The organism is Devosia sp. UYZn731, from assembly GCF_040546795.1.
Lineage (GTDB): Bacteria > Pseudomonadota > Alphaproteobacteria > Rhizobiales > Devosiaceae > Devosia.
Genome location: NZ_JBEPOL010000005.1, coordinates 255,465 through 278,690, shown reverse-complemented (window position 1 = coordinate 278,690; position 23,226 = coordinate 255,465). Strand labels below are relative to the sequence as shown.

The window sequence follows — 23,226 nt, the reverse complement described above, 5'->3', positions numbered from 1 at the left end:
TCAATCAGTTGATTGAGAGGATTGGATGGCGTAGAACCTTGGCCGTAGCGTGGCTGCTGCTGACAGGATCTGACTGCTTCATGGCAGAGATTGCTGTGGCAGTCGCAATCCCCACCGCCCCACCACAACAGACATTGCAAATGCGGAGTACCTCCCGATGACGTTGCCGATTGCCCCCGTCAAACGCGAAAGCGGAGACGACCGTAAGGTCGCCATCGCCATCGCCGCACGGGCGCTGATCGTCGAAAAGGGCATGGAAGGCCTGCGCACCCGCGACATCGCCGATCGCGTTGGCATCAATATCGCCACGCTGCATTACCACGTGCCCAGTAAGGAGGCGCTGATCTCGCTGGTTGCCAGCAGCATCCGCGCCGATTTTCAGGGCCAGTCGCAGCGGCGCCAGCGGCAGGGCAAGTCGGGCCTGCAATTGCTCCATATGGAGTTCGAGGATTTCCGCGAGATCATCGCCGATATGCCCGACCTCATCATCGTGCTGACCGAGCTGGTCGAGCGGGCTCGCCGCGATCCGGCGATCAGCACCATTATCAGCCCGCTCTACGATTACTGGCGCAACCAGTTCGTCGAGATTTTCCGCAAGGGTATCGCCGAGGGCTCGTTCCGCCCCGATATCGATCCCTTTGCCGCGGCGTTGATCGTCACCGGCGCCCTGTCCGATTACTGGCGCGGCTGGACCGAATTCCAGAACAGCATCGACGCCATTTTCACTGAACTCGAGCGCGCTTTCGTGCTCACGCCATCACTAAAAGGATAATCCAAATGCCTGCTCACGCTTTTGTCCAGGTGACCAAGGAAAACGCCGATCCACGCCGCTGGCTGGCTCTGTTCGTCCTGCTCATTGCCAATTTCATGAATCTCATCGACGTCACCATCGTCAATGTCGCCCTGCCCAGCATGCGCGAGGGCCTGGGCGCGACCGATAGCCAGATCGAATGGGTGATCGCCGCCTATATCATGGCCTTCGCACTCGGCTTGCTGCCGTTCGGCCGCCTCGGCGATATCGTTGGCCGCACCAAGCTGTTCCTGTGGGGCGTCGCTGCGTTTACCACGGCCTCGGCGCTCTGCGGCATGTCGCCCAATATCGAATTCCTCATCGGCGCCCGCGTCATCCAGGGCCTCGCCGGCGCCATGATGACGCCGCAGGTGCTGGCCATCGCCACCGTTACCTTCCCGCCCGAAGAACGCGGCCAGGCCTTCTCACTGTTCGGCCTCTCCGCCGGCCTCGCTTCGGTCTGCGGCCCCATCCTGGGCGGCATGCTGATTTCGGGCCACCTGTTCGGCCTCGATTGGCAGCCGATTTTCCTCGTCAACGTGCCGATCGGTATCGCGGCCGTGGTCGCCGGCTGGTTCCTCATCCCGCGCCTGCCCGGCCATCCCACGCTCAAGAATGACTATATGGGTATCGTGCTGTTCGGCCTCGGCATTGTCGCGGTGGTGTTCCCTATCGTCGAAGGCCGCACCTATGGCTGGCCGCTCTGGGCCTTCGCCATGATTGCCGCCGGCCTCGTGCTGCTCGTGCTGTTCGTCTTCTGGACCCGCGCCCGCGCTGCCGCCGACAAGCCGCAATTGCTCAACTATGACCTGATCACCAACAAGCAGTTCATGTTCGGCGCCTTCGTCATGACCGTCTTCGCCTCGGGCATTCCGGGCATGTTCATGGTGATTTCGCTGCTGCTGCAGGGCGGCTTCGATTTCACTCCGCTTGAATCGGGCCTTGCCAATACGCCGTTCTCGATCGGCGTGCTGGCGGCCTCCTTCATCGCCGGCCGTTTCGGCTCGACCTATCTGCGCGCCCGCCTCGCCACCTCGGCCAGCATGCTGGTCATCGGCATCGGCTGGCTGCACTTCTATATCGCCGGCGTTGGCGACAGCATCGACCACTGGCAGTTCCTGCTGCCGCTGCTGATCGCCGGCACGGGCCTGGGCCTGGGCTTCTCGGCCCTGTTCCAGCTGGTCCTTGCCAATGTGCCGCCGCGCGATGCCGGTGCCGGCTCCGGCTCGCTGCAGGCCTTCCAGCAGGTCGGTGGTGCGTTGGGAGTGGCGCTGATCGGACAAATCTTCTTCTCCAATCTCGGCAATACCTTCGCCACCGGCGCCAGCCAGCACGCCGCCTTCGCCAGCGCCTCGAGCCTGGCGCTCTGGTACGTCATCTGCTCGTTCGGCCTGGTGCTGCTGCTGGTGCCCCTGTTCAAGCGCGGCGGGCAACAGGGCCGCGGCGCGCCGGTCACCCCGGTACTGGTCGAAGCCTGAGCCAAACTGCCAGGGCCGCTCTTCGGGGCGGCCTTTTTCGTGGGCGCTAAGGTTTCCTCAACCGTACCGGAGAAGGCCACATTTTCGCCCCTCTGCCGGCCAGATCGGCGGTCACCAAGCGGCACCGCTCACAATATGGCCCACCGATGAACCGCTTCACCGCCCTTGCCGCAATCCTGCTCGCCAGCACCGCCGCCGCCACTGCTGCGCCCGCCAATTTTGTCTACACGAGCGCCGGCGAACTGGCCGCGGCCCAGACCATCCTCGAGCGTGCCGACATCGCGGGCGCCCAAGTCGTCTATAACTGGAAGCGGCTGGAGCCCACCGAGGGCATCTATGACTTTTCTGCCATCGAGGAGGACCTGGCCCGCACCGACGCCCTGGGCAAGAAGCTTTTCATCCAGGTCCAGGATCGCTTCTTCAGCCCCGATGCCCGCAACATCCCCGCCTACCTGCTGGAGGACCCCAAATATGGCGGCGGCCTCGTCGAGCAGATCGAGGACGGCAAGACCGAGGGCTATGGCTGGACCACCATGCAATGGCGGCCCGAAGTGCGCGCCCGATACCAGGCCCTGCTCACGGCCCTCGCGGCACGCTTCGATGGCAAGGTCTATGGCGTCAACCTGCCCGAAACCGCCATCGACGTCACCGAGGACCGCCCAGATGCCGGCTTCTCCTGCGATGCCTACTTCGCCGCCGAGCTGGACAACCTGACCGCCGCCCGCGCCGCCTTCCAGCATTCCGTGGTGGTGCAATACGTCAATTTCTGGCCCTGCGAATGGGACAACGACCACGCCTATATGAGCCGCCTGTTCGAATTCGCCCAGGCCCACGACATTGGCCTCGGCGGCCCCGATATCGTTCCCTGGCGCAAGGGCCAGATGAAAAATTCCTACCCCTTCTTCAACCAGTACAAGGGCAAGCTGCCCTTCGTCGGCATGGCGGTGCAGGAGCCCACGCTCGACTATATCAACGACAAGACCGGCAAGCCCTTCACCAAGGACGAGTTCGTCGACTTTGCCACCGACTATCTGGGCGTCGACGCCGTGTTCTGGAGCACCGAGACGCCCTGGCTGAACCAGTAGGGCAAACAGCACCACCGATCACAATTCCAGCGCATTTACCGCCCGGCAACCATACGGGTCCACCCTGCAGGCATCGTAGTAAGGAGTGCCACATGGAAGACCCGATCCGTCATCGTGCCTATGAGCTTTGGGAAGCCGCCGGCAAGCCCGAAGGCGCCGACCAGCATTTCTGGTTCGTCGCGGCCAGCGAAATGGCCGCATCGGCCGCCAAAACCATCAAGCCCGCGCGCAAGCGCGCCAAGCCGGCTGTCAAAAAGGCCGCCTGATCTATGGCGTCAAAGGCCCGTACAGATAGCGCTGCAAGGTCGGGCCGATGCTGGCGATAATCTGCTCGCGCGACATGGCCGCCACCGGGCCGAGGCTCAGAACGTAGCGGGTCAGCGCCAGGCCCAGAACCTGGCTGGCGATCAGCCCGGCCCGCTGCGGCGCCTCCCCTGGCCCCACCAGCGCCACCACCGCGGGCAGCAGTTGCTCGCTGAGCACTGCCGCGATCCGGGCCGCGGCCACCGGATTGGACGCCGCCGACCGCAGCAGCACCGCAAAGCCGCTGTCATCCTGTTCCCAGACCGCGATGAAGTGGGCGGCCATGCGTTCGCCCGCTCGGTCCGGCGCATCGCCGAGGTCCGTCGGCAGGTCGAGATCGAAATTAGCGGTGTCGGCGAACAAGCCGTCCTTTGAGCCGAAATAGCGCATCACCATGGCGGGATCGATATTGGCCACCCCTGCGATGTCTCGAATGGTGGCGCGCTCATATCCAACCGACGCAAAAACCTGCCGCGCGGCCGTCCTGATCGCGCTCTTGGTCCGGTCGGACTTCCGTTCAGTCATGATCCCTCGTCACAATTTGCCAACGACTGTTGACAAATTCAGCGGGGAGAGACATTTTGTCAACATGCGTTGATAAATGGAGAGGTCCGATGCTTCCTGTCAAGACCGATGTGGTGATCGTGGGTGCCGGTCCGACCGGGCTGGCGCTGGCCATCACCCTGCGCAAGGCCGGTGTGGACTGCGTCGTCATCGAAAAGCTGGCCGCCCCGCAGGCCAATTCGCGCGCCGCGGTGATCCATGCCCATACCCTCGACGTGCTCGACCGCATCGGCGCCGCCGCCCCGCTCGCCGCTGCGGGGCTTCGACTGCGCCAATTCTCCATCCGCGATCGCGATCGGGCCATGCTGCAGATGGATTTCACCGCCGCGCCCTCGCCACATAATTACCTGCTGATGCTGCCGCAGAATGACACCGAGCGCCTGCTGGCCGAGGCGCTTGTCGCCGCCGGCGGCCAGGTCTGGCGCAATTGTGCCGCCGATGCCGTCACGATGCAGCCAGGTGGCGCCAGCGTGGCAGTCACAGCGCCCGATGGCCGTCGCGATGTTGCGGCGCGTTTCGTGGTCGGCGCCGATGGCATGCACAGTGTCGTACGGCAGGCCGCCGGCATCGGCTATGCGGGCGCCGCCAATGCCGAATCCTTCATCCTGGCCGATGTCGACATGCATTGGGGCCTGCCGACCGACGACGTGATGATTTTCTTTTCCCCCGATGGCGTCATGGTGGTGGCCCCTTTGCCTGATGGCCGCTTCCGCATCGTGGCGACGCTGGCCGATGCGCCCGAACATCCTGACGCCGCCCTGGCCCAATCCATCCTGCGCCAGCGTGGCCCGCGCCAAGGGCAGGCCGAGGTCACCGATCTGGCCTGGAGTTCACGCTTCCGCGTGCAGCATCGCCTGGCCGATGCCTATCGCAAGGGACCACTGTTGCTGGTCGGCGATGCCGCCCATGTCCATAGCCCGGCAGGCGGGCAGGGGATGAATACCGGGCTGGTCGATGCGGTCGTGCTCGGCCAATTGCTGGCCCGGGTCGTGGCCGAGGGTCGGCCTGACACCTCCCTCGATGCCTACGAGCGCCTGCGCCGGCCGGCCGCCGCCGAAGTGCTTAAACTCGCTGGCGGTTTGACGACACTCGCAACCATGCGCAATCCGCTGGCGCGCGGCCTGCGCAATCTTGGCCTCGGTGTTGTCAACGCACTGCCGCCCGCGCGTCGGCGGCTGCTGCTCGGCCTGTCCGGCCTCGGCCGTGCGGAAGCCGCCCAATTGCCCGATTAGAGCCGAACCATCCCTCCGTGGATGGAGAGTTCCGTGCTGCATAAAAAGTGGTGCAATGCGACAAACAAAAAGGCCGCCCATTGGGCGGCCTTCGCATTTCGGTGGTGGCGGCTCTTACCGCACGATCAGCGTGCCGGCGCCGAACTCAGTGAACAGCTCCACCAGCACCACATGCGGCGACTTGCCGTTAAGAATGACGACGCCCTCGACGCCGTTTTCCAGTGCTTCGAGGCACGTTTCCACCTTGGGAATCATGCCGCCCGAAATGGTGCCGTCGGCAATCAGTTCCTTGGCTTCACGCACGCTGAGCTCGGGGATCAGCTTGCCGTCCTTGTTGAGCACGCCGGGCACGTCGGTCAGGAACAGCAGTCGCTTGGCGCCGAGCGAGCCCGCAATAGCGCCCGCAAAGGTATCGGCATTGATATTGTAGGTGGCGCCATCACGGCCCGGAGCGACCGGAGCGATCACCGGGATCATCTCGGAACGCGCCAACAGGTCGAGCAGCGTGCGGTCGACTTCCACCGGCTCGCCGACAAAGCCCAGGTCGAGCACGCGCTCGATATTGGACGTCGGGTCCTTGACGGTCTTGATCGCCTTCTTGGCGAAGACCATGTTGCCGTCCTTGCCGCACAGGCCAATGGCCCATTCGCCCTCGGCATTGATCAGCGCCACGATTTCCTTGTTGATCGAGCCGGCCAGAACCATCTCGACGACTTCCATCGTGCGCGCGTCGGTGACGCGCAGGCCGCCCTCGAACTTGGATTCGATGCCCAGCTTGGCCAGCATGGAGGCGATTTGCGGGCCGCCGCCATGCACCACAATCGGATTGACCTTGGATTGCTTCAAGAGGGCGATATCGCGCGCGAAAGCGGCGCCCAGCTTGGCGTCGCCCATGGCATGGCCGCCGTATTTCACGACGACAGTCTTGCCCTCATAGCGCTGCATATAGGGCAGCGCTTGCGCCAGAATGCCGGCATCGTGCGAGAACCGGTCGGTGGAGTTGTCTTGCTCAGTCATGGGCGAACCCAATCTCCTTCGAAAGCGGCGCAAAAAAGTCCGTAATGGCTCTAATCGATTTTGTCTCGGAGCGAAACGAACTTGTCGGATAAAATGATGACGGTTGATCCATTTGCCGTCATAGTCCGTAATACAGGCGTCCTATTCCATCGCACCGGGCAAGGGCGGGGTGTTCAGGATGGAGGAGGCACGCTATGAGTTTGGCCATGCAGCCGCAGAGCCAGGATATCGCCGATCTGATCGCCCGCTGTGCGTTGCGTGATCGTGTTGCGTTCAAGACATTATATGAGCGGACCAGCGCGAAACTATTCGGCGTAGTACTGCGTATCTTGAAAGACCGCTCGGAAGCCGAAGAGGCAATCCAGGAGGTCTATATCAAGATCTGGCAGCGCGCCGATCGCTACGTCGCCGGGGGCTATAGCCCCATTTCCTGGCTCGTGGCCGTGGCGCGCAATCATTCCCTTGATATTCTGCGGGCCCGACGCCCGGTTTCGGCCGATATCGACGCGGCCCTCGAAGTACCTGACTCCGGTCCCTCCCCGGAGCGGGCGGCCGAGGATAGCGACGAGCGCGGCCGGATCGAACACTGCCTCGGCACGCTCGACCCCGAGCGTGCCGACGCAGTCCGCGGCGCCTATCTGGATGGCTATAGCTATGACGAGCTGGCCGCCAGATATGAAGTGCCGTTGAATACGATGCGTACCTGGCTGCGCCGCAGCCTGCTAAGATTGAGAGAGTGTCTGACCCAATGAGCACGAGCGACCATACCGGTGAAGACGAAGGCGGGCGCAATGCACTCGTCGCCGAGTATGTGCTTGGCCTGCTGGACACCAATGAACATAAGCGCGTCGGTCGTCTGATCGAGGACGATCCGGCTTTGCGCGGCGAGCGCGATTTCTGGATTTCGCGCTTTGGCGCCCTCAATCGCGAATATGAAGACACCCCGGTTCCCGCCCACCTGTTCAATGCCATCGAGGCGCGAGCCTTTGGCGATGTGATCAAGGCGCGCGGCGCCACCAGTTTCTGGGATAGTTTGATGGTATGGCGCGGCATTGCCGCCGGAGCGCTGGCCGTAGCGGTCATCGCCGTCGGCTTCCACGTGTTCCAGCCCGCTCCTAATGCTTCCACGCTCACCACTCAGCTGGTCGCGGCGCTGGAAGAAGAGGGCAGCAATGTCAAATTCGTCGCGCTCTATGATGGTGCCGGCAATGTGCGGCTGACCGCGCTGTCGGGCGAAGCGGTGCCGGAAAAGGATTTCGAACTCTGGGCGATCCAGGGCGGCAACAATCCGGTGTCGATGGGCGTCATCCCCGTCAACGAGCGGAGCGCCGTAACCGTGCCTGCCGACGTGATGAAGGGGCTGGGCGAAGGCTCGGTTCTCGCCATTACGCTCGAAGCCAAGGGTGGCTCCACCGATGGCGCACCCCATGGTCCGATCGTCGCCAAGGGCGCCGTTACCAGGATCTGACGCGTCAGATCACCGCCGCTCAAATATGATTCAAATATTGTCGCCGTCCGGAAAATCTCCGGGCGGCGTTGCTATTTATTGCCCCTGGCTTGCGTCAGAATTGTCTACCAATCTCATAGAGAGAAGAATTATTTTGCGGAATTTTTATATTTCCTGAAACTTCGCCAAAAACGCTCCGTTCCTCCGCATGTCCCCACCGATCAAGGGGAAAGAAACACAGGAAGGAACTCACAATGAACATCTCTCTCCGCGCTTTTGCCGTTGCCGCCGTCATGACCGTTGGCTCGCTCTCTGGCGCTGCCGTCTACGCTCAGGAAAACCCGATGGTTGGCGGCGCTGCCATGTTCGCTGACAAGAACATCATCGAGAACGCCGTCAATTCGGCTGACCACACCACGCTGGTCGCCGCCGTCAAGGCCGCTGGCCTGGTTGATGCGCTTTCCGGCCCCGGCCCGTTCACTGTGCTGGCTCCCACCAACGAAGCTTTCGCGGCTCTCCCAGCCGGCACCGTTGACACTCTGCTGAAGCCAGAAAACAAGGAAATGCTGGCAACCATCCTGAAGTGCCACGTCATCGCCGCCAAGGCGCTCTCCACCGACATCATGTCGATGGCCAAGGCCGATGGCGGCAAGCATGTCGTTGATACCCTGGGCGGCTGCAAGCTGACGCTCGAAGCCACCGACAAGGGCGTGACCGTTACCGATGAAAACGGCACCGTCGCTCACGTGACCATCGCCGACGTGCTGCAGTCGAACGGCGTCATCCACGTTATCGATGCCGTCCTGACCCCGAAGGCTGCCAAGTAACCAAACGCCGCGCTATAACGAATAGCGCTAAAGAAGAGGGTTCGCGGGTTGCGAACTCTCACCAAATCTTGACGTGCCATTGCCTTGCCCAAGGACTTACACTGGCCGTCAACAGCCCCGCGATTGGTCCGTCTCCCTCCGGCGGCCCAGCGCGGGGCATCTTCTCTAAGGGAGTTGATCGATGGACGCCAACCGCCGCACATTCCTTCTGGCCGGCACCGCTGCCGCAGCGCTCGGTGCCTATGCGCTATTCCGCCCCATGGGCGTGACCCAGGTCGCCGCCGCCGAAGGCGATTTTCCATACAAGCTGACCGATGCCGAGTGGAAGGCCAAGCTTTCGCCCGAAGCCTATGACGTGCTGCGCAATGAAGGCACCGAAATGCCCGGCTCCTCGCCGCTGCTCGAAGAGCACCGCGTCGGCACCTTCTCCTGCGCCGGCTGCGATCAGCTCCTGTTCGACAGCAAGACCAAGTTCGACAGCGGCACCGGCTGGCCCAGCTTTTACGATCACCTTCCCGGCGGCATCGCCACCACCACCGATAGCACTTTGGGCATGACCCGCACCGAAGTGCATTGCGCCAATTGCGGTGGTCATCTCGGCCACGTCTTCGATGACGGCCCGCAGCCGACCGGCCTGCGCTATTGCATGGACGGCGTCGCGCTCAAGTTCACCGCCGCATAATTGCCGCTAAGCCCTTGTTGATCTGCGATGCCCTTTGCTATGCGAAGGGCATTGTCGTTTGCGCGGGGCGATTTCGATGAAACTGACCATCATCCAGACCGGTGGCGTGCCGGCACCGCTCGCCGATCGCTTCGTACCCTATCCGCGCATGTTCGAGACCATGTTCGACGCGACCGGGCAGGGGTTCACCTACGAGACCGTCCCGGTGTTCGAAGGCGCTCCGCTCCCCGATCCGCAATCGCTGCAAGCCATCCTGATCACCGGGTCGGCGGCGGGTGTTTACGACGACTATTTCTGGCTCGATCCGCTCCGCGCTTTTATCCGCGATGCCTACAGCAAGAAAACCAGCATGCTGGGGATTTGCTTCGGTCATCAGATCATGGCGGACGCCCTCGGTGGGGACGTGCGCAAGTCCGAAAAGGGCTGGGGCCTGGGCCGTCATACCTACACCGTCCAGCAGCGGCCGGGCTTCATGAACAGCGCCCCGCCGAGCCTGTCGGTAGCCTGCTCGCACCAGGACCAGGTGATCGTGCCGCCGGCTGAAGCCGAAGTTATCCTCGCGTCGCAATTCACCCCAAACGCCGGGCTGGCCTACAAAAACGGCGCGGCCCTGAGCTTGCAACCCCACCCCGAATTTGCCGACGACTATACCACCGCCCTGGTCGAGCTCCGCCGCGGCAAAGCCCCGGAGGAAGTGGTGGAAACGGCGTTGAAGTCAGTTGCCAATCCGTCCAATAGTGCCGAGGTTGCAGTCTATCTGGGCCAGTTCTTCAAGGGACGCTGACATGGCTGTCGCCGAAATGCTGTCTTTGATCGACAGTTACCTGCAAACCCTCACCCACAGCCGCAAGGCCGAAGTCGAAACGCTGCGCCGCCTGATCCTCGACGCCGTCCCTGGCCTCGTCGAGCGCATCAAGTGGAACGCCCCCAGTTTCGGCCTGACTGACGATCGCATCACCATGCGCCTGCACCCCGGCGACCGGGTACAACTCATCCTGCACCGCGGCGCCAAGGCCGGCGCCGACGATCTGTTCCGATTCGAAGATCCCGACAAGCTGATCGCCTGGGCTGCTCCCGATCGCGGTGTCATAACCTTCGTCGATGCCGGTGACCTGGCGCAGAAGTCCGAAGCGCTGGTCCCGGTGCTGCGGCGCTGGGTGGCAATGACCACGCGATAGCGCAGCGAAAAATGATGCGATAGCAAGAGATTAGGCCCTGCTGACAACTTCTGTCGCAGCGCAATCCTAACCTTCTGCTATCAACCAGCGAGGGCGCGCGCGATGGATATTGCCGGCAAGGGCCAGGTCACCGATTTCGATTTTCTGCTCGGCAATTGGACGGTCGAAAACCGCCGCCTCAAGCAACGCCACGTCGGCAGCGACGAATGGGATATCTTTCCCGCCACCCAGCAATTCTGGAAAATGCTGGGCGGGGTAATGAATGTGGACGAGTTCAACTGCCCGGCCCGCGGCTTCTCCGGCGCCAGCATCCGCACGCTCGACCAGACCACAAGGCGCTGGTCGATCTGCTGGGTCAACAGCGCCAGCGGCATCATGTTTCCACCCGTACACGGCCAGTTCTGCAGCGGCCAAGGCATCTTCTACGGCACCGACGAGGACAACGGCACCCATGTAGACGTCCGGTTCACCTGGAGCTTCCAGCCCGACGGCCGACCCCTCTGGAGCCAGGCGTATTCGACCGATGTCGGGGCGAATTGGGAGACGAACTGGACGATGGATTTTACGCGGGTGAGCTAGCTCGCCATCAAAAGGGCAATCTCGGCCCGCAGATCGCGAAGACCTTCGCCTTTAACGCTCGAGGTCAGGATGACGTGGGGATGCGCCGCCGGGCGTTTGGCGATGGCGGCCCTGGTCATGGTGATGACGGCGTCAAGCTCCTCCCTCGATGGCTTGTCGGCCTTAGTGAGCACGACCTGATAGCTGACGGCGGACTTGTCGAGCTCGTTCATCACCGTCAGGTCATTGTCCTTGGGCCCATGGCGGCCATCGACCAGCACATAGACCCGGCGCAGCGTCTGCCGGCCTGTGAGATATTGATGGATCAGCTTGGTCCAGGCGCGTACCTTGGGCTCGGGCGCCCTGGCGTAGCCATAGCCGGGCATGTCGACGATGCGCAGTTCGGCGCTGGTGCTCTCGAAAATGTTGAGCTCCTGCGTCCGGCCAGGCGTGTTCGACGTACGGGCAAGGCCCGAAACGCCGCACAGCGCGTTGATCAGGCTGGACTTGCCCACATTGGAGCGGCCCGCAAAGGCAATCTCGACCTTATCCATGGGTGGCAGGTCGGCGAGCTTGACGCAGCCTTTGACGAACACGAAGGGGCGCGCGAACAGCAGGCGGCCAGTTTCGACAATGTCGGGCGAGTAGTCGACGGCATCAGGCTGCATGAGATTGGCATTCCAAATTGGTGGGCGACTGTGCGCAAGATAACGCCCGCGATCGCCTGAAGTCGTTGAAGCTGGGTTTGGAGTTCGCATACACCACTCCCCCCTCAAGTCCAAGCTTTCGAATTTGGCGGGAGGAGGGGGATAGAGTGGGATTTGCACAATCCGGGGCGCTTTCCCACAATCTTGGTTGCCTTCCCGCAATATAGCCCACCCGCCGATCTTCCCCCGGACTTGATCCGGGGGCCTTTCGCCGTTTGTGCTGGATTGGAGAGGCCCGCGGATCAAGTCCGCGGGAAGGAATAGAGAAGTGAGTGGAGTACAAAGACAAGCCTAAGCAAACAGAAAGGGCGCCCCGTGGGACGCCCTTTCGAATTCTAGGCCTTGGGTGTTTCCACCGGTTTGGGCTTGCGCTTGAAGCTGTCGATGATGTTGCCGAACAGGTTCACCTCCGCGCCGTGGCGCTTCATGATGAACCACTGCTGGGTCACCGAGAGCGTATTGTTCCAGGCCCAGTAGATCACCAGACCGGCCGGGAAGGTGCCCAGCATGAAGGTGAAGATGATCGGCATCAGGCCGAAGATCATCGCCTGGGTCGGATCCGGTGGCGGCGGATTGAGCTTCATCTGGACCCACATGGTGATGCCCATGATGACGGGCCAGACGCCCAGATGCAGGTAGCCGCCGATGATCGGCAGGAAGGTCGGGTCCCAGGGCACCAAGCCAAACAGGGTGAAGATATTGGTCGGATCGGGCGCGGCCAGATCCTGAATCCAGCCGAAGAACGGCGCGTGGCGCATTTCGAGGCTGATGAAAATGACGGTGTAAAGCGAATAGAACACCGGGATCTGGATCAGCATCGGCCAGCAACCTGAAAGCGGATTGATCTTCTCGCGCTTGTACAGCTCCATCATCGCCTGCTGCTGGGCGGGCTTGTCGTCCTTGAAGCGCTCCTGCATCGCCTTCATTTCAGGCTGCACGCGGCGCATCGCGGCCATCGACTTGTAGGAGCGGTTGGCCAGCGGGAAGAACACCGCCTTGACCAGAACGGTCACGCACAGCACGGCGACGCCGAAATTGCCGATCACGCCATAAAGGATAGTGAGCAGCTTGAACATCGGGTAGGTCAGGAAATGCAGCCAACCCCAGTCGATCATCAGATCGAGGCGGTCGAAGCCGTACTTTTCCTTGTAACCATCGACGACGGCCACTTCCTTGGCGCCGGCAAAGATATAGCTCTCATTGCTGGCAGTGGCGCCGGGCGCCACGGTGACCGGGGTCGTTTCCACATAGCTGGACTGGTAAATGTCCATGGTGCCGGTCGGGTTGGACCACGAGAAGCGCGCATTGAGCGGAACGCCCGGCTTGGCCAGCACGGCAGTGGCCCAGTATTTATCGGTAAAGCCAAGCCAGCCCGACGTGTTCTGCAGATCGATCACCTGATCCTTCTGCATATCGGAATATTTCTTGGCGACGAGGTTATTGGACGCCAGAACGCCGGTCGGGCCTTCATGCTGGATGAAGAAGTTCTGCACTTTGGGCGTATCGTGGCGAGCCACGCGCGCATAGGGGAACAGCGAGACAGCGGCGGCGCCCGTGTTCTCCACGCTCTGGGTGACGGTGAACAGGTAATGCTCATCGACCGCGAAGGTGCGGCGGAAGATCAGGCCCGCGCCATTGTCGAACTTGAGGGTGACGGGGGTCGCCACGGTCAGCGACGTGTTGGCGCCGTCCACGGTCCAGACCGACGCATTGGTGGGCAAGGCGACAGCGGCGCCATTCGCCGGCGCCCAGCCCTGCTCGATGTAATAGGCATTGTGCACGCCCGACGGCGTCAGCAGCGTGATGATCGGCGAGGCCGGATCGACAGTCTCCTGGTACTGCTTGAGTTCCAGATCATCGAGCCGGGCGCCCGTCAGGTTGATCGAGCCGTGCAGGTCTTCGGTATCGATGGTGACGCGCTGCGTCGCGGCAATGGCGGCAGCGCGATCGGGATAGACCGTGTTGCTGACAGCGGCCTCGGCCGGGCCGGGAGTAGCGGCGACCGTCGTTGCCGGCGTGGCCACGGGGGTGGCAGCCGCAGCCTGGGCAGCGGCGATTTCCTGCTGCTGCTGGGCGCGCTGCAATTGCGGCCCCGCAACGAAGAATTGCCAGCCGAACAGCACGAGCATGCTGAGCACGATGGCGATAATCACATTGCGATTGTCTGTCATGGTCGAATGTTCCGATGGCCGGCGCGGCCGGAAGGATGGGGCTTGTCGGCGGATTTGGGGCCATGCACGCGAGCGATGCAAAAGGCCAGATCCGCGACCAGCCGGTCAAAGGGTTGGCTCAGCGCTTCGCGCCGGCCTACCAGCACATAATCATGCGACGCCATAAAGTCATCGGCGCATGCTGTCACAGCTGCGCGAAGGCGACGCTTGATGCGGTTGCGCTCGGGCGAATTGCCCGATTTCTTGGTCACCGTAAACCCGATGCCGGGCGCGTCTTCACGCGCAGAAATTGCCTGCAGCCCAAACGCAGAGCGCCCGGCGCGATTGCCCCGGGCGGCCCGAACGAATTGGGAGCGCTTTTTCAAGCGGCGCAGAGCGCTACTCGCTTGATCCATGGCCGTCATCCGGCCACAGGGCCTTAGGCCGAGAGCTTCTTGCGGCCGTCGCGACGGCGCTTGTTCAGAATCGCACGGCCGTCCTTGGTGGCCATACGGGCACGGAAACCGTGACGGCGGGCACGCACGAGCTGACTTGGCTGGTATGTACGTTTCATGACATCAGACCGCGCTTGCGCCCGGTTCCTCTTATTGGCTCTGCTTGCGCAAGACTGTGTGGCATCCGTCGAGCGGGCTCGGACGGTGCGGGTTGAGGGGGTCTATAGGGAAAAGGTCGCCCCAAGTCAACGCATCCCAAGCGCCAAAACACAGGCTCGCACGCGTCACATCGCCTTCTCTATGGACAAAGCGTTTGGCCCGATTGTCATTATTGCCGTCTTTGCCCATAAGAGCGCAGTCGCTCCTCTTTCCAGCCTTGGCGGACATGGCGGATATCCTCAAGCCCGATCTGTGCATTCTCGGCGCCGGCGCCCCCGGCATTGCCCTGGCCATAGCCGCGCGCGAACACGGCGCCTCGGTGGTGCTGATCGATCTCGGCATGCCCGGCGATAGCCTCAAGAGCGGCCCCGTGCCGGCAGCAGCTTTGGCCGCTGCCGCGGCGACGGCCCACAATTTGCGCAATGCCGCAGCGTTCGGCATGACCAATGGCGATCCCAAGGTCAATTTTCGCGGCGTGCACGAATTTATCCGATCCACGATTGCCGCCATCGCCCCGCGCGATGCTGCCGAACGGCTGCGGGCCTTGGGTATCGAGATGATCGTGGCGCCCGCCGCCTTCATCGACAAACGTACGATCAAGACCGGCGAAACGCTGATCCGCGCCCGCCGCTTTGTCATAGCCAGCGGCTCCAGTCCTGTGGTGCCAGCTATCAAAAATCTGGGCGACGTGCCGTTTTTCACCACCGACACCATTTTCGCCAATGCCTACAAGCTGTCCCATCTGGTGATTCTGGGAGGTGGGGCACTGGGGTTGGAATTTGCCCAGTCCTATCGCCGGCTCGGCTGCGACGTGACCGTGCTTGAGGCCGGTTCCACGCTGGCCGAAGTGGACGCCGAGGCCGCCGACATCGCCCTGCGCCGGCTGCGCGAGGAGGGCGTCATCATCCACGAGCGCAGCCAGGTCACTGAAATGGTGCCACGTAGCCAGGGTATCGGCGTGATGATCCGCCACGAGGACGGCACCGAAGCGACACTCGACGCCTCCCATATTCTCCTCGCGCTGGGCCGAACGCCCAATTTCGGCGGGCTGGCGCTCGACAAAGCCGGTATCCGCTTCGACAAAATTCGCGACGACCGCCTGCTGCTGCGCCCGAAATTGCTGACCTCCAATGGTCGCGTCCATGTCATCGGGGAAGCCGCGGGATCGCCGCCCTCGCTGCCGGCCGCCCAGCACGATGCCAGCGTGGTGCTGGAAAGCGCGCTGTTCAATCGCACCATCAAGCGGGCACAAACCGATATTCCGGTGACGGTGTTCACCGATCCGCAACTTGCCCAGATTGGGCTAACCGAGGCGGCGGCCAAACTGCGCCTCAAGAGCGCCTATAAGGTGATCCGCGCCAGCTTTGCCGAAAACGATCGCGCCGTCGCCACGCGGCGCAGTGCTGGCATTGCCAAGATCATTACCGATCGCCATGGCGCCATTTTGGGCGCCGCCATTGCCGGCCCCGAAGCGGGCGAGCTGATCGCATTTTTCGGCCTGGCCATGCGCCATGGCATCAAGCTGCCCGACCTTGCCGACGCCGTGGCGCCATATCCCAGCTTTGCGGGTATCGTCGCCCAATTGGTGCAAGCTTGGCGCCAGCAAGCCGGCGCCGAACCCTGGCGGCAGCGGCGATTGGCCCTGGTGCGGCGACTACCCTAGGCGTCGCGCTCAGGCCGGTCGGTAAATCTGCGCCACGGCGCCGCCCGGAAAGGCTTTCGAGCTGACCAGCTTGAGACGCATCGGTGCGGACAGGTCGGCGAACAGCGGCAAGCCCTTGCCCAGCGCCACGGGAGCCACGACAAGGGCCAACTGATCGACCAGTCCCTGCGCGATGAGACTGCGGGCGAAGCTGACCCCGCCATGGGCGATGATCGGCTTGCCGTCCTGGGCTTTCAGTCTGGCGATTTCCGTCGTTAGTTCGCCTGTCGCCACATAGGCTTCCGCCCAGCTGCCAGCGCCTTTTTGCAATTCCGCAGGCTGTCCGTTCCCCGCCTTGGCGCGGGCGGCATCGAGCGCCGCCGTCGTGGTCACGTTCGCCAGGATCGCCTGCCCCTGTCGTGAGAAGACGGCCTTGGGGATCTGGTTCATCGGCGGCGCGAACGGGTCTGTGGAGGTTTGCCAATAAGTGGCCATACCCTCAAAGCTGCGACTGCCCATGATATGCAGGCTGGCATTCCATACATACTCTACGCCCCAGGCCTTCGCCTCCTGATCGGCGCCGAACATCCAGGTGTTGGTGCCCTCAAGGTCGCTGACGAAGCCGTCGACCGATATGGCCATCCTCAAGATCAGGTCGCGCACGGTCTTCTCCTCAAGCCGGTTCTGGCTCAAGGACGGTCTAGCCTGATTGGTTCCGACACCACTCACTTGCCAAGCTGAAATAATCACGACCGATGTAGTGAAATTGCATGCGGCGCCAGCCGCGCGGGGGCTTACGCAAATTTGCGCTTGCCTTATAATGGCTTGTAATGACAGCCGAACGCAGCGTCTTGCCCGGCCGGTTCTCCGGCCTATCGATCAAGCTGATCGCCACCATTGTCATGGTGATCTTTGCGGTCGAAATCGTCGTTTATTTGCCCTCCATCGCCAATTATCGCGCCAGCTGGCTCGATGATCGCCTGCGCGTCGGCGTGGTGGCGGCGCGGGTGCTGGACGCCGTGCCCGACGTGATGGCCCTGCCGCGCGCCCTGACCGATCGCCTGCTCAATTCGGCCGGCGCCGATGCCATCGTCTATCGGCGCGAAGGCCAGAGCCAACTGATCGAGCTGGACAATGCGGTGACGCCTACCGTTGCGGTGACCGCCGACATGCGCCTGCGCGACCCGATGACGCTGATCATGGGCGCCGTCGATACCCTGGTGGGTGGCGGCGGCCGCACCCTGCGTATCGTGGGGGAGGGCGATCGCGACGAGAGCCTGGTCGAGCTGCTGATGCCCGAACGCCCGCTGCGCTATGACCTGTTCACCTATTCGCGCGACTTCTTCCTGCTTTCGCTAATTATCGCCTTCATCACCGCCGCCGTGCTGTACCTGGTGGTGCGCTGGGTCTTCATCATGCCGGTGCGACGGCTGACCGAGAACATGCTGGCCTATCGGCAGGCCCCCGAAAATGCCAGCCTCATCATCGCCCCCTCGCAACGCCGCGACGAAATCGGCATTGCCGAACGCGAACTGGCGGCCATGGAGCAGGATCTGTTCTCGATGCTGCGCCAGCGACGGCACCTGGCCGATCTGGGCCTGGCTGTCGCCAAGATCAACCACGACCTGCGCAATACCCTGACCTCGGCGCAATTGCTGTCGGATCAGGTGGCGACGCTGGATGATCCAAAGGTGCAGCGGCTGGCGCCGCGCCTCGTCACCACCCTGGACAAGGCCATCGGCTTTGCCCAGTCGGTGCTCGACTATGGCCGCGAAAGCGCCGCCCCGCCGGTGCCTGGCCCGGTCGATCTCCGCACGCTCATTGAGGACGCCGCTTTCGATGCGCGGCTGGTGGGCCATCCCGGCATTGCCTTCAACAACGGCGCGCCCGAAGGCCTCAGCATCAACGTCGACGCTGGCCAATTGGCGCGCGTCTTCGTCAACCTGCTCAAGAACGCGCGTGAGGCCCTCGAATCGGTCACTGCATTTCCCACGCCGCCCGAAGTGCGTGTCGAGGTGACGCAAAGCGAGGACGGGCTGGTCATCGCCGTGACCGACAATGGCCCCGGCCTGTTGCCCCGGGCCCGCGCCAATCTTTTCGTCGCCTTTGAAGGCTCGGCCCGCGCTGGTGGCACCGGCCTCGGCCTCGCCATCGCCCGCGAACTGGTGGAAGCCCATGGCGGGCACCTGCAATGGGTTGAACAAGGCAGGGGCACGCGCTTCGAAGTGAGCCTGCCAACCAGTGCCATTTTGCGCTGATCGCACCGCTCTCCTGTATAACCGACATTTCTACCTCCCCGCGCTTGCAAACCGCAAAAACCCGCTGTATGGGTTGCCCCGCTTCACGAGGAAGCTGGCGCAAGCCGCTCCCGCACCGTGATTGCTTTCCGAACTTAGGTTCGGACGTGCGCGCCCTTAGCTCAGCTGGATAGAGCACCAGACTACGAATCTGGGGGTCAGGAGTTCGAATCTCTTAGGGCGCGCCATTCCATCTCATTGATGGGCCATAACAATCTGGGTTTGCTGGACTTTGGTCCAATTCTTGAGAGCTACCGCCGGCCTACATTCGCACTCGAGAGGCTTAGGATAACTCTTGATATCGCTGCGAACCGGATTGTCCAACTTCGCGCACTTACACAGAGATCGATGAGTGCCGGGCCGCTGGGAGGAAATGTTCCGCCAACGCTGAACGCTCGAGGTTCTGTTTACAATGTGAAGGGCGGACGGAAATTTGGCAGATGACGTTACGCCCTGGCTACGTCTGAGGCTGAGATAGTCTAGCCTTTGGACAGTTGCGCTGTGTCGTAGACTGAAGAATGTCTTGCTCGGTACGTTCCCTCGCCAGCATCTCAATAGAACATTTCTCTGAGTTAGCCTGCCTCCAGCTCAGGCGCGCGATATGGTTGGATTTTTGCCAACAAGCTTTGAAGTGGCCAAAGGAGCTAAACCTCCGGGCATTTCTCTGAGGCGGCCGTTTTCTCCGAGGCTCTGAAGTGGACGCCTTCGCTTCAAAGCTAGAAGCAGGCGAATTGTGCCTCGGCGTTTTAAGTCGGCTTTGCGCCCATTCCGGCCGTTCAAGTATCTGCGGTGGCCTTAGAGAGAATTGCAATCATAGCTGGCTTCATTTTGAGACTTGGCGGACGCGGGATACGGCCATTGTGCGGTCCATGAACGAAAAGAGAACCCCGAAGACGACCAGCGACAAGGCTGTTCCCAAAAGCCAAAGACGCTGCCAGCCGTTCATCTGGTGAACTAAGGCTCGCGTCTTCCCCAGACGCCCAAGCGACCCTGGCCCCTGCCGCAGGCACGCTGCCTGAGCTTGCGGCATCGTCCAAGAAACGCCCGTAGAGCCTTTCGGGGTAATTCCAGAAGGATCGCTCCGCCGATACGCCATTTTGGCTAACGTGTTTATCTTCTGAAATCGCTACACTTCAGCCTCACCTCGGGGGAGTGAACGACGTTGCATAGAAAAATGGCCCGCGCTTTATCCATGGACCTAATTCGCACTTTTGCTTTGCGAGTGAAGTATCGAAATGGCCCCAGCTTTCGTGTCTTTCATAACTCCAAAATTTATATACAACCATCGGCAGCCTTGATCGGCTCAGGCTCCCTCGATATTGGACTCCGCTGGCCGGCATATTGCACCTACCGAACACTTTTATCCGTTTGGGATAAAGCGACGCTGGAAGTAAGCGGGGACTTCTCCATGGCGACAGGCTCGCGCATCGTCGTCGACAAAGGCGCGACCCTGAGAATCGGAAGCGGCTTTGCAAACAACTTCAGTTCAATCGCCTGTTTTGAAAGCATCACTATCGGAAATAATGTGGCAATAGCAGAAGGCGTCGTCATTCGCGACAGCGACAGTCATGAAATTTTGGGGGGAAGTCGTGGGCAGACACTTCCGATAATCATAGGCGACAACGTTTGGATTGGAACCAACGCAATTGTCTTGAAGGGAGTTAATATCGGCGACGGCGCTATTGTTGCGGCCGGGTCCGTGGTCACGAAAAACGTGGCTCCGCGGACTCTTGTCGCTGGCGTGCCCGCCAAAGCCATACGGCAAAATGTTGAGTGGCGGTAGCGCGCATACAGATGCACCACGTTATAGCCGATGCGCTGGCCACGGTTCAATGAGCCGTTCATCGCAACAAACGCGTCACCCTTATGGTCGGCGCCCCAGGCTTCATTGTCATAGAAGGCGATGTTCAACTGCGCCGAGTGCGCCCGGAACTGCACGTCGCCGACAGTGACCTGCAGCATCGGCCTTAGCGGCGTCGTGTGCGGCAACGCCTAGGATCGCACGGAAGAGGGCACCACGATGGCGCAATTTATCAAATCCCCTAGCGGCGAAGAAATGGTCGTGCTGTCAAAGACAGAATATGAGGTCATGCTTGAGGCGATGGAGGATGCGGCAGACGCGCCGTCCAAATAGCTGGCAATGGTCTGCATATCTGGCGTGTATAACAATGACCCGTCGTGCCGCCGCTTCCCCCCATGGGTCGCCATCAAGCGAACAAGTGACCGGTCTGGCTCATCAGCAGGCAGCACTTTAGCCTGCTCATGCCTTGTACGCTGGCTCGCAACGCTTCGCTTCTTTGATGATGTACGAGGCCACTGAAGTCTTGCTCAGGGGACTTCCCCCGATATTGGCCAGTTGGCCGTTGAAGTGATCTGCCATTGCTACGATCAACCGCCGTACGTCGCTGCGCTTCCAGGTCATGCCCGGACGTTTCAAGCCAAGCATTTCCTCTGCAGGTGGGGCCTCAAGATCAAGTATGCACCGGGTCAATGCGTCCGCGATGCTGGCCGCGTCTTCATGATTAACTGTACGAATTAGAGTAGCAAAACCAAGCAGATCGTTGTCATCACGGAATTTTCCCAAACAAAGGGGGCAGGGGGCGATTTGGGGCGCTTTAGAAAGTGTCATCTGACAGTTTTCCGCGTTCGGTCCAAAGTGACCCGCTCGACCCCCCTTACTCGCAAGCCCACGAGATCATGGTCGTGGGGCCGGCATCCAAGAATGCCTATCTTGCCAGCACGGGCTTGACGTCAGCACAGCTACCCATCACCAAGTTTGCTAGCCAGTGGTGCCGCGTGATGGTCAGATCGACTGATGGAAAGCTGGCCTGGAGCAGCCCGATCGATCTCTAGTCGGCGCTCGATTAGCGCAAGCCCGTGACCGGGCCTCAGGGAGTTAAAATGAAGCCGAGCCGGATTAGCAATGATGAGCGAGTTGGCCGGCTTGGCCTGCTGCGTACTGCGATGGACGGGCAGGGCGTTGACGCCCTGCTGTTGGGCTCGACTGAAAACTTGCGGTATTTCACCGGACTGGACTGGCATCCGAGCGAACGCTTCTGCGGCGCCCTGGTGACGCGAGACGCCCTGACCTATGTGGTTCCCGGCTTCGAGCGGTCACGGGTGGAAGGCCTCGCCAAGGTCGATGCGGAGATCGAGGCTTGGGAGGAGCACGAGGACAGCGCGCGGTTGATCGCCTCGCTGCTAGGATCGACCGGCCGAATGGCGCTCGACGAGGCCCTTCCCCTGTCCCAGTTTTATCGCCTGCAGCGCGTGTTGGGTGCCGAGCGTTTGGTCGATGGCGGCCAACTCGTGCGCGAACAGCGCGTATGCAAGTCCGCCGCCGAGATCGCACTCATCCAGTATGCGATGAACCTGACGCTGAATGTTCAGAAGTCTGCACACGCGATGATGCAGCCGGGCATCAGGGCTTCTGACGTCGTCGCCTTCATCGATCAGGAGCACAGACGGCTCGGATCGGACGGCGGTTCGGTCTTCTGCGCCGTGTCATTCGGCGCGACGACGGCGCTCCCCCATGGCGGAGACCAGGAACGCACTCTGTCGCGGGGCGACGTCATCCTTGTCGATACGGGTTGTCGTGTCGACGGCTACCATTCCGATATCACCCGAACCTACGTGCTGGATGAGCCGGACCGGCAGTTCGCCCAACGTTGGGCCATTGAGCGAGAAGCCCAGCAGGCCGTATTCGACGCCGCCAGCATCGGCGCCACATGCGGCAGTCTGGACGACGCCGCGCGAAACGTTCTCGCCCGTCACGAGCTGGGCCCGGACTATCGCCTGCCGGGCCTGCCCCACCGCGCCGGCCATGGCCTCGGGCTGGACATTCACGAAGAACCCTTCATCGTTCGCGGCAACCAGGCACGGTTGCGGCAAGGCATGTGTTTCTCCAACGAGCCGATGATCGTTTTTCCCGGGCAATATGGCATCCGCCTCGAGGATCATATCTACATGACGGCGGAAGGACCCCAGTGGTTCACCCGTCCGTCTCACAGTCCGACGGACCCATTCGGGTCTTGAGATCAAAAGGAATGCGGTGCCGCCTGGGTGGACGCATTTTGGGCGACCTCTGAACTAGGCCTTGAAATCGCGCTGTCCCAGCGCTAGCGCGGCGTCACTTCACCAAGTCTGCCCCAAGCCACTTGAACATGTATGCGTCGTTCGCTCATCGCATGTCGGCGGATTGTGCCGCAAGGGTCGCCCCGACGATCGTTGTGTCCGGCGTCACAATCACGAGCGCCGCTGGCCAATCAGATACGAAAGAAGGTTCGCCTGGCCAACAACCGCTCCCGCTCCCCCGCTGCCAGCGCAACATAGAAATGGGATGGTAGAAACGGTTGACGTCGGGCCCCAGGCCAGCCGCGGCCAGGCCTGGCGCGCCCGCCGGGGCAAAGATTCAAGATGACGCGAGCACAGCGTCGCCGCTGCGAGATCATCTTTCAGAGCCCGTTCGGAGCGTCGCTTCCCGGCAAGGCCGGGAGCATGGGCTGCCCGGCGAGAGCAATGACAACCCTCTCGCCTGATGACGCCGAGCCATAAAATTGGCGCATACGACCGTTGCTTTGTATTTCATAGGCAAATAATTTGTATACAATACGAGTCAGCCAGTTCGATCTTTCCCCAAATCGGAGTCAGATCGC

General features: G+C 61.8%; 24 protein-coding genes and 1 tRNA gene. 17 read left to right on the top strand and 8 right to left on the bottom strand.

Features of this window, described 5'->3' with window-relative positions:
* The first annotated feature begins 157 nt into the window (after nt 1-157).
* From ABIB57_RS14310 to ABIB57_RS14295, 4 genes are all read left to right on the top strand, one after another.
* Nucleotides 158-772, top strand: coding sequence for a TetR/AcrR family transcriptional regulator (locus ABIB57_RS14310; protein ID WP_354041676.1), 615 nt, complete (start codon nt 158-160; stop codon nt 770-772).
* Nucleotides 773-777: 5 nt separating this feature from the next.
* Nucleotides 778-2,268 carry a DHA2 family efflux MFS transporter permease subunit gene (locus ABIB57_RS14305; protein WP_354041675.1) on the top strand — a complete coding sequence of 497 codons (1,491 nt, stop codon included), beginning with the start codon at nt 778-780 and terminating at the stop codon, nt 2,266-2,268.
* Between the two features lie 146 nt (nt 2,269-2,414).
* The gene (locus ABIB57_RS14300) at nt 2,415-3,353 is read left to right on the top strand and encodes a hypothetical protein (protein WP_354041674.1); all 939 of its coding nucleotides are present in this window, start codon (nt 2,415-2,417) and stop codon (nt 3,351-3,353) included.
* Between the two features lie 92 nt (nt 3,354-3,445).
* The gene (locus ABIB57_RS14295) at nt 3,446-3,619 is read left to right on the top strand and encodes a DUF2934 domain-containing protein (protein ID WP_299731595.1); all 174 of its coding nucleotides are present in this window, start codon (nt 3,446-3,448) and stop codon (nt 3,617-3,619) included.
* A gap of 1 nt (nt 3,620) precedes the next feature.
* On the opposite strand, the gene ABIB57_RS14290 is transcribed toward ABIB57_RS14295, so the two are convergent.
* Nucleotides 3,621-4,181, bottom strand: coding sequence for a TetR/AcrR family transcriptional regulator (locus tag ABIB57_RS14290; protein ID WP_354041672.1), 561 nt, complete (start codon nt 4,179-4,181; stop codon nt 3,621-3,623).
* Between the two features lie 89 nt (nt 4,182-4,270).
* Between ABIB57_RS14290 and ABIB57_RS14285 the strand changes: the two genes are divergently transcribed.
* On the top strand, nt 4,271-5,452 hold the full coding sequence (locus ABIB57_RS14285; RefSeq protein ID WP_354041671.1) for an FAD-dependent oxidoreductase: 1,182 nt from the start codon (nt 4,271-4,273) through the stop codon (nt 5,450-5,452).
* Nucleotides 5,453-5,566: 114 nt separating this feature from the next.
* Here ABIB57_RS14285 and argB read toward each other — a convergent pair whose 3' ends face one another.
* Nucleotides 5,567-6,469, bottom strand: a complete 903-nt coding sequence (argB, locus tag ABIB57_RS14280; protein WP_299731604.1) for an acetylglutamate kinase — start codon at nt 6,467-6,469, stop codon at nt 5,567-5,569.
* Between the two features lie 194 nt (nt 6,470-6,663).
* On the opposite strand from argB, the gene ABIB57_RS14275 reads away from it, so the two are divergent.
* From ABIB57_RS14275 to ABIB57_RS14245, 7 genes are all read left to right on the top strand, one after another.
* Nucleotides 6,664-7,221 (top strand): sigma-70 family RNA polymerase sigma factor, encoded by a 558-nt coding sequence (locus tag ABIB57_RS14275; RefSeq protein ID WP_502914397.1) that lies wholly within the window; start codon nt 6,664-6,666, stop codon nt 7,219-7,221.
* Nucleotides 7,218-7,937, top strand: coding sequence for an anti-sigma factor (locus ABIB57_RS14270; protein ID WP_354041669.1), 720 nt, complete (start codon nt 7,218-7,220; stop codon nt 7,935-7,937). The genes ABIB57_RS14275 and ABIB57_RS14270 overlap by 4 nt, the downstream gene beginning before the upstream one ends.
* A 233-nt stretch (nt 7,938-8,170) precedes the next feature.
* Nucleotides 8,171-8,743, top strand: coding sequence for a fasciclin domain-containing protein (locus ABIB57_RS14265; RefSeq protein WP_502914396.1), 573 nt, complete (start codon nt 8,171-8,173; stop codon nt 8,741-8,743).
* 181 nt (nt 8,744-8,924) lie between these two features.
* Nucleotides 8,925-9,425, top strand: coding sequence for a peptide-methionine (R)-S-oxide reductase MsrB (msrB, locus tag ABIB57_RS14260; protein ID WP_502914395.1), 501 nt, complete (start codon nt 8,925-8,927; stop codon nt 9,423-9,425).
* A 76-nt stretch (nt 9,426-9,501) separates the two neighbouring features.
* Nucleotides 9,502-10,209: a glutamine amidotransferase-related protein gene (locus tag ABIB57_RS14255; protein WP_354041668.1), complete on the top strand. Its 708-nt coding sequence runs from the start codon at nt 9,502-9,504 to the stop codon at nt 10,207-10,209.
* A 1-nt stretch (nt 10,210) separates the two neighbouring features.
* A complete protein-coding gene (locus tag ABIB57_RS14250; protein WP_354041667.1) occupies nt 10,211-10,603 on the top strand; it encodes a DUF1801 domain-containing protein in 393 nt (130 codons plus the stop codon).
* Nucleotides 10,604-10,705: 102 nt separating this feature from the next.
* Nucleotides 10,706-11,182: a hypothetical protein gene (locus ABIB57_RS14245; RefSeq protein ID WP_354041665.1), complete on the top strand. Its 477-nt coding sequence runs from the start codon at nt 10,706-10,708 to the stop codon at nt 11,180-11,182.
* On the opposite strand, the gene yihA is transcribed toward ABIB57_RS14245, so the two are convergent.
* The 4 genes from yihA to rpmH form a co-directional block, all read right to left on the bottom strand.
* Entirely contained in the window at nt 11,179-11,829 is a 651-nt protein-coding gene (gene yihA / locus ABIB57_RS14240) for a ribosome biogenesis GTP-binding protein YihA/YsxC (RefSeq protein WP_354041664.1), read from the bottom strand. The genes ABIB57_RS14245 and yihA overlap by 4 nt on opposite strands.
* A gap of 374 nt (nt 11,830-12,203) precedes the next feature.
* On the bottom strand, nt 12,204-14,039 hold the full coding sequence (gene yidC, locus ABIB57_RS14235; RefSeq protein ID WP_354041663.1) for a membrane protein insertase YidC: 1,836 nt from the start codon (nt 14,037-14,039) through the stop codon (nt 12,204-12,206).
* Nucleotides 14,036-14,443, bottom strand: coding sequence for a ribonuclease P protein component (gene rnpA / locus ABIB57_RS14230; protein ID WP_354041661.1), 408 nt, complete (start codon nt 14,441-14,443; stop codon nt 14,036-14,038). The genes yidC and rnpA overlap by 4 nt, the downstream gene beginning before the upstream one ends.
* Nucleotides 14,444-14,457: 14 nt before the next feature.
* On the bottom strand, nt 14,458-14,592 hold the full coding sequence (gene rpmH, locus ABIB57_RS14225) for a 50S ribosomal protein L34 (RefSeq protein ID WP_299731626.1): 135 nt from the start codon (nt 14,590-14,592) through the stop codon (nt 14,458-14,460).
* 266 nt (nt 14,593-14,858) lie between these two features.
* Between rpmH and ABIB57_RS14220 the strand changes: the two genes are divergently transcribed.
* Entirely contained in the window at nt 14,859-16,295 is a 1,437-nt protein-coding gene (locus ABIB57_RS14220; RefSeq protein WP_354041660.1) for a dihydrolipoyl dehydrogenase family protein, read from the top strand.
* 9 nt (nt 16,296-16,304) lie between these two features.
* On the opposite strand, the gene ABIB57_RS14215 is transcribed toward ABIB57_RS14220, so the two are convergent.
* Nucleotides 16,305-16,937 (bottom strand): dihydrofolate reductase family protein, encoded by a 633-nt coding sequence (locus ABIB57_RS14215; protein ID WP_354041659.1) that lies wholly within the window; start codon nt 16,935-16,937, stop codon nt 16,305-16,307.
* 167 nt (nt 16,938-17,104) lie between these two features.
* On the opposite strand from ABIB57_RS14215, the gene ABIB57_RS14210 reads away from it, so the two are divergent.
* From ABIB57_RS14210 to ABIB57_RS14200, 3 genes are all read left to right on the top strand, one after another.
* Nucleotides 17,105-18,532, top strand: coding sequence for a sensor histidine kinase (locus tag ABIB57_RS14210; protein ID WP_354041658.1), 1,428 nt, complete (start codon nt 17,105-17,107; stop codon nt 18,530-18,532).
* 150 nt (nt 18,533-18,682) lie between these two features.
* Nucleotides 18,683-18,759: transfer RNA gene (locus ABIB57_RS14205), tRNA-Arg, on the top strand.
* Between the two features lie 986 nt (nt 18,760-19,745).
* Nucleotides 19,746-20,354, top strand: a complete 609-nt coding sequence (locus ABIB57_RS14200) for an acyltransferase (protein WP_354041657.1) — start codon at nt 19,746-19,748, stop codon at nt 20,352-20,354.
* A 477-nt stretch (nt 20,355-20,831) separates the two neighbouring features.
* Here the strand turns inward: ABIB57_RS14200 and ABIB57_RS14195 are convergent, their stop codons facing one another.
* The gene (locus tag ABIB57_RS14195) at nt 20,832-21,200 is read right to left on the bottom strand and encodes a hypothetical protein (RefSeq protein WP_354041656.1); all 369 of its coding nucleotides are present in this window, start codon (nt 21,198-21,200) and stop codon (nt 20,832-20,834) included.
* 272 nt (nt 21,201-21,472) lie between these two features.
* Here ABIB57_RS14195 and ABIB57_RS14190 point away from each other — a divergent pair, with 272 nt between their 5' ends.
* Entirely contained in the window at nt 21,473-22,606 is a 1,134-nt protein-coding gene (locus ABIB57_RS14190; RefSeq protein WP_354041655.1) for a M24 family metallopeptidase, read from the top strand.
* The last annotated feature ends 620 nt before the right edge of the window (nt 22,607-23,226 follow it).

Excerpts from the sequence above, each read along its gene's own strand:
- ABIB57_RS14310 (WP_354041676.1), top strand. The coding sequence starts at position 158 with ATGACGTTGCCGATTGCCCCCGTCAAACGCGAAAGCGGAGACGACCGT.
- ABIB57_RS14305 (WP_354041675.1), top strand. The coding sequence starts at position 778 with ATGCCTGCTCACGCTTTTGTCCAGGTGACCAAGGAAAACGCCGATCCA.
- ABIB57_RS14300 (WP_354041674.1), top strand. The coding sequence starts at position 2,415 with ATGAACCGCTTCACCGCCCTTGCCGCAATCCTGCTCGCCAGCACCGCC.
- ABIB57_RS14295 (WP_299731595.1), top strand. The coding sequence starts at position 3,446 with ATGGAAGACCCGATCCGTCATCGTGCCTATGAGCTTTGGGAAGCCGCC.
- ABIB57_RS14290 (WP_354041672.1), bottom strand. The coding sequence starts at position 4,181 with ATGACTGAACGGAAGTCCGACCGGACCAAGAGCGCGATCAGGACGGCC.
- ABIB57_RS14285 (WP_354041671.1), top strand. The coding sequence starts at position 4,271 with ATGCTTCCTGTCAAGACCGATGTGGTGATCGTGGGTGCCGGTCCGACC.
- argB (WP_299731604.1), bottom strand. The coding sequence starts at position 6,469 with ATGACTGAGCAAGACAACTCCACCGACCGGTTCTCGCACGATGCCGGC.
- ABIB57_RS14275 (WP_502914397.1), top strand. The coding sequence starts at position 6,664 with ATGAGTTTGGCCATGCAGCCGCAGAGCCAGGATATCGCCGATCTGATC.
- ABIB57_RS14270 (WP_354041669.1), top strand. The coding sequence starts at position 7,218 with ATGAGCACGAGCGACCATACCGGTGAAGACGAAGGCGGGCGCAATGCA.
- ABIB57_RS14265 (WP_502914396.1), top strand. The coding sequence starts at position 8,171 with ATGAACATCTCTCTCCGCGCTTTTGCCGTTGCCGCCGTCATGACCGTT.
- msrB (WP_502914395.1), top strand. The coding sequence starts at position 8,925 with ATGGACGCCAACCGCCGCACATTCCTTCTGGCCGGCACCGCTGCCGCA.
- ABIB57_RS14255 (WP_354041668.1), top strand. The coding sequence starts at position 9,502 with ATGAAACTGACCATCATCCAGACCGGTGGCGTGCCGGCACCGCTCGCC.
- ABIB57_RS14250 (WP_354041667.1), top strand. The coding sequence starts at position 10,211 with ATGGCTGTCGCCGAAATGCTGTCTTTGATCGACAGTTACCTGCAAACC.
- ABIB57_RS14245 (WP_354041665.1), top strand. The coding sequence starts at position 10,706 with ATGGATATTGCCGGCAAGGGCCAGGTCACCGATTTCGATTTTCTGCTC.
- yihA (WP_354041664.1), bottom strand. The coding sequence starts at position 11,829 with ATGCAGCCTGATGCCGTCGACTACTCGCCCGACATTGTCGAAACTGGC.
- yidC (WP_354041663.1), bottom strand. The coding sequence starts at position 14,039 with ATGACAGACAATCGCAATGTGATTATCGCCATCGTGCTCAGCATGCTC.
- rnpA (WP_354041661.1), bottom strand. The coding sequence starts at position 14,443 with ATGACGGCCATGGATCAAGCGAGTAGCGCTCTGCGCCGCTTGAAAAAG.
- rpmH (WP_299731626.1), bottom strand. The coding sequence starts at position 14,592 with ATGAAACGTACATACCAGCCAAGTCAGCTCGTGCGTGCCCGCCGTCAC.
- ABIB57_RS14220 (WP_354041660.1), top strand. The coding sequence starts at position 14,859 with ATGGCGGATATCCTCAAGCCCGATCTGTGCATTCTCGGCGCCGGCGCC.
- ABIB57_RS14210 (WP_354041658.1), top strand. The coding sequence starts at position 17,105 with ATGACAGCCGAACGCAGCGTCTTGCCCGGCCGGTTCTCCGGCCTATCG.
- ABIB57_RS14200 (WP_354041657.1), top strand. The coding sequence starts at position 19,746 with ATGGCCCGCGCTTTATCCATGGACCTAATTCGCACTTTTGCTTTGCGA.
- ABIB57_RS14195 (WP_354041656.1), bottom strand. The coding sequence starts at position 21,200 with ATGACACTTTCTAAAGCGCCCCAAATCGCCCCCTGCCCCCTTTGTTTG.
- ABIB57_RS14190 (WP_354041655.1), top strand. The coding sequence starts at position 21,473 with ATGAAGCCGAGCCGGATTAGCAATGATGAGCGAGTTGGCCGGCTTGGC.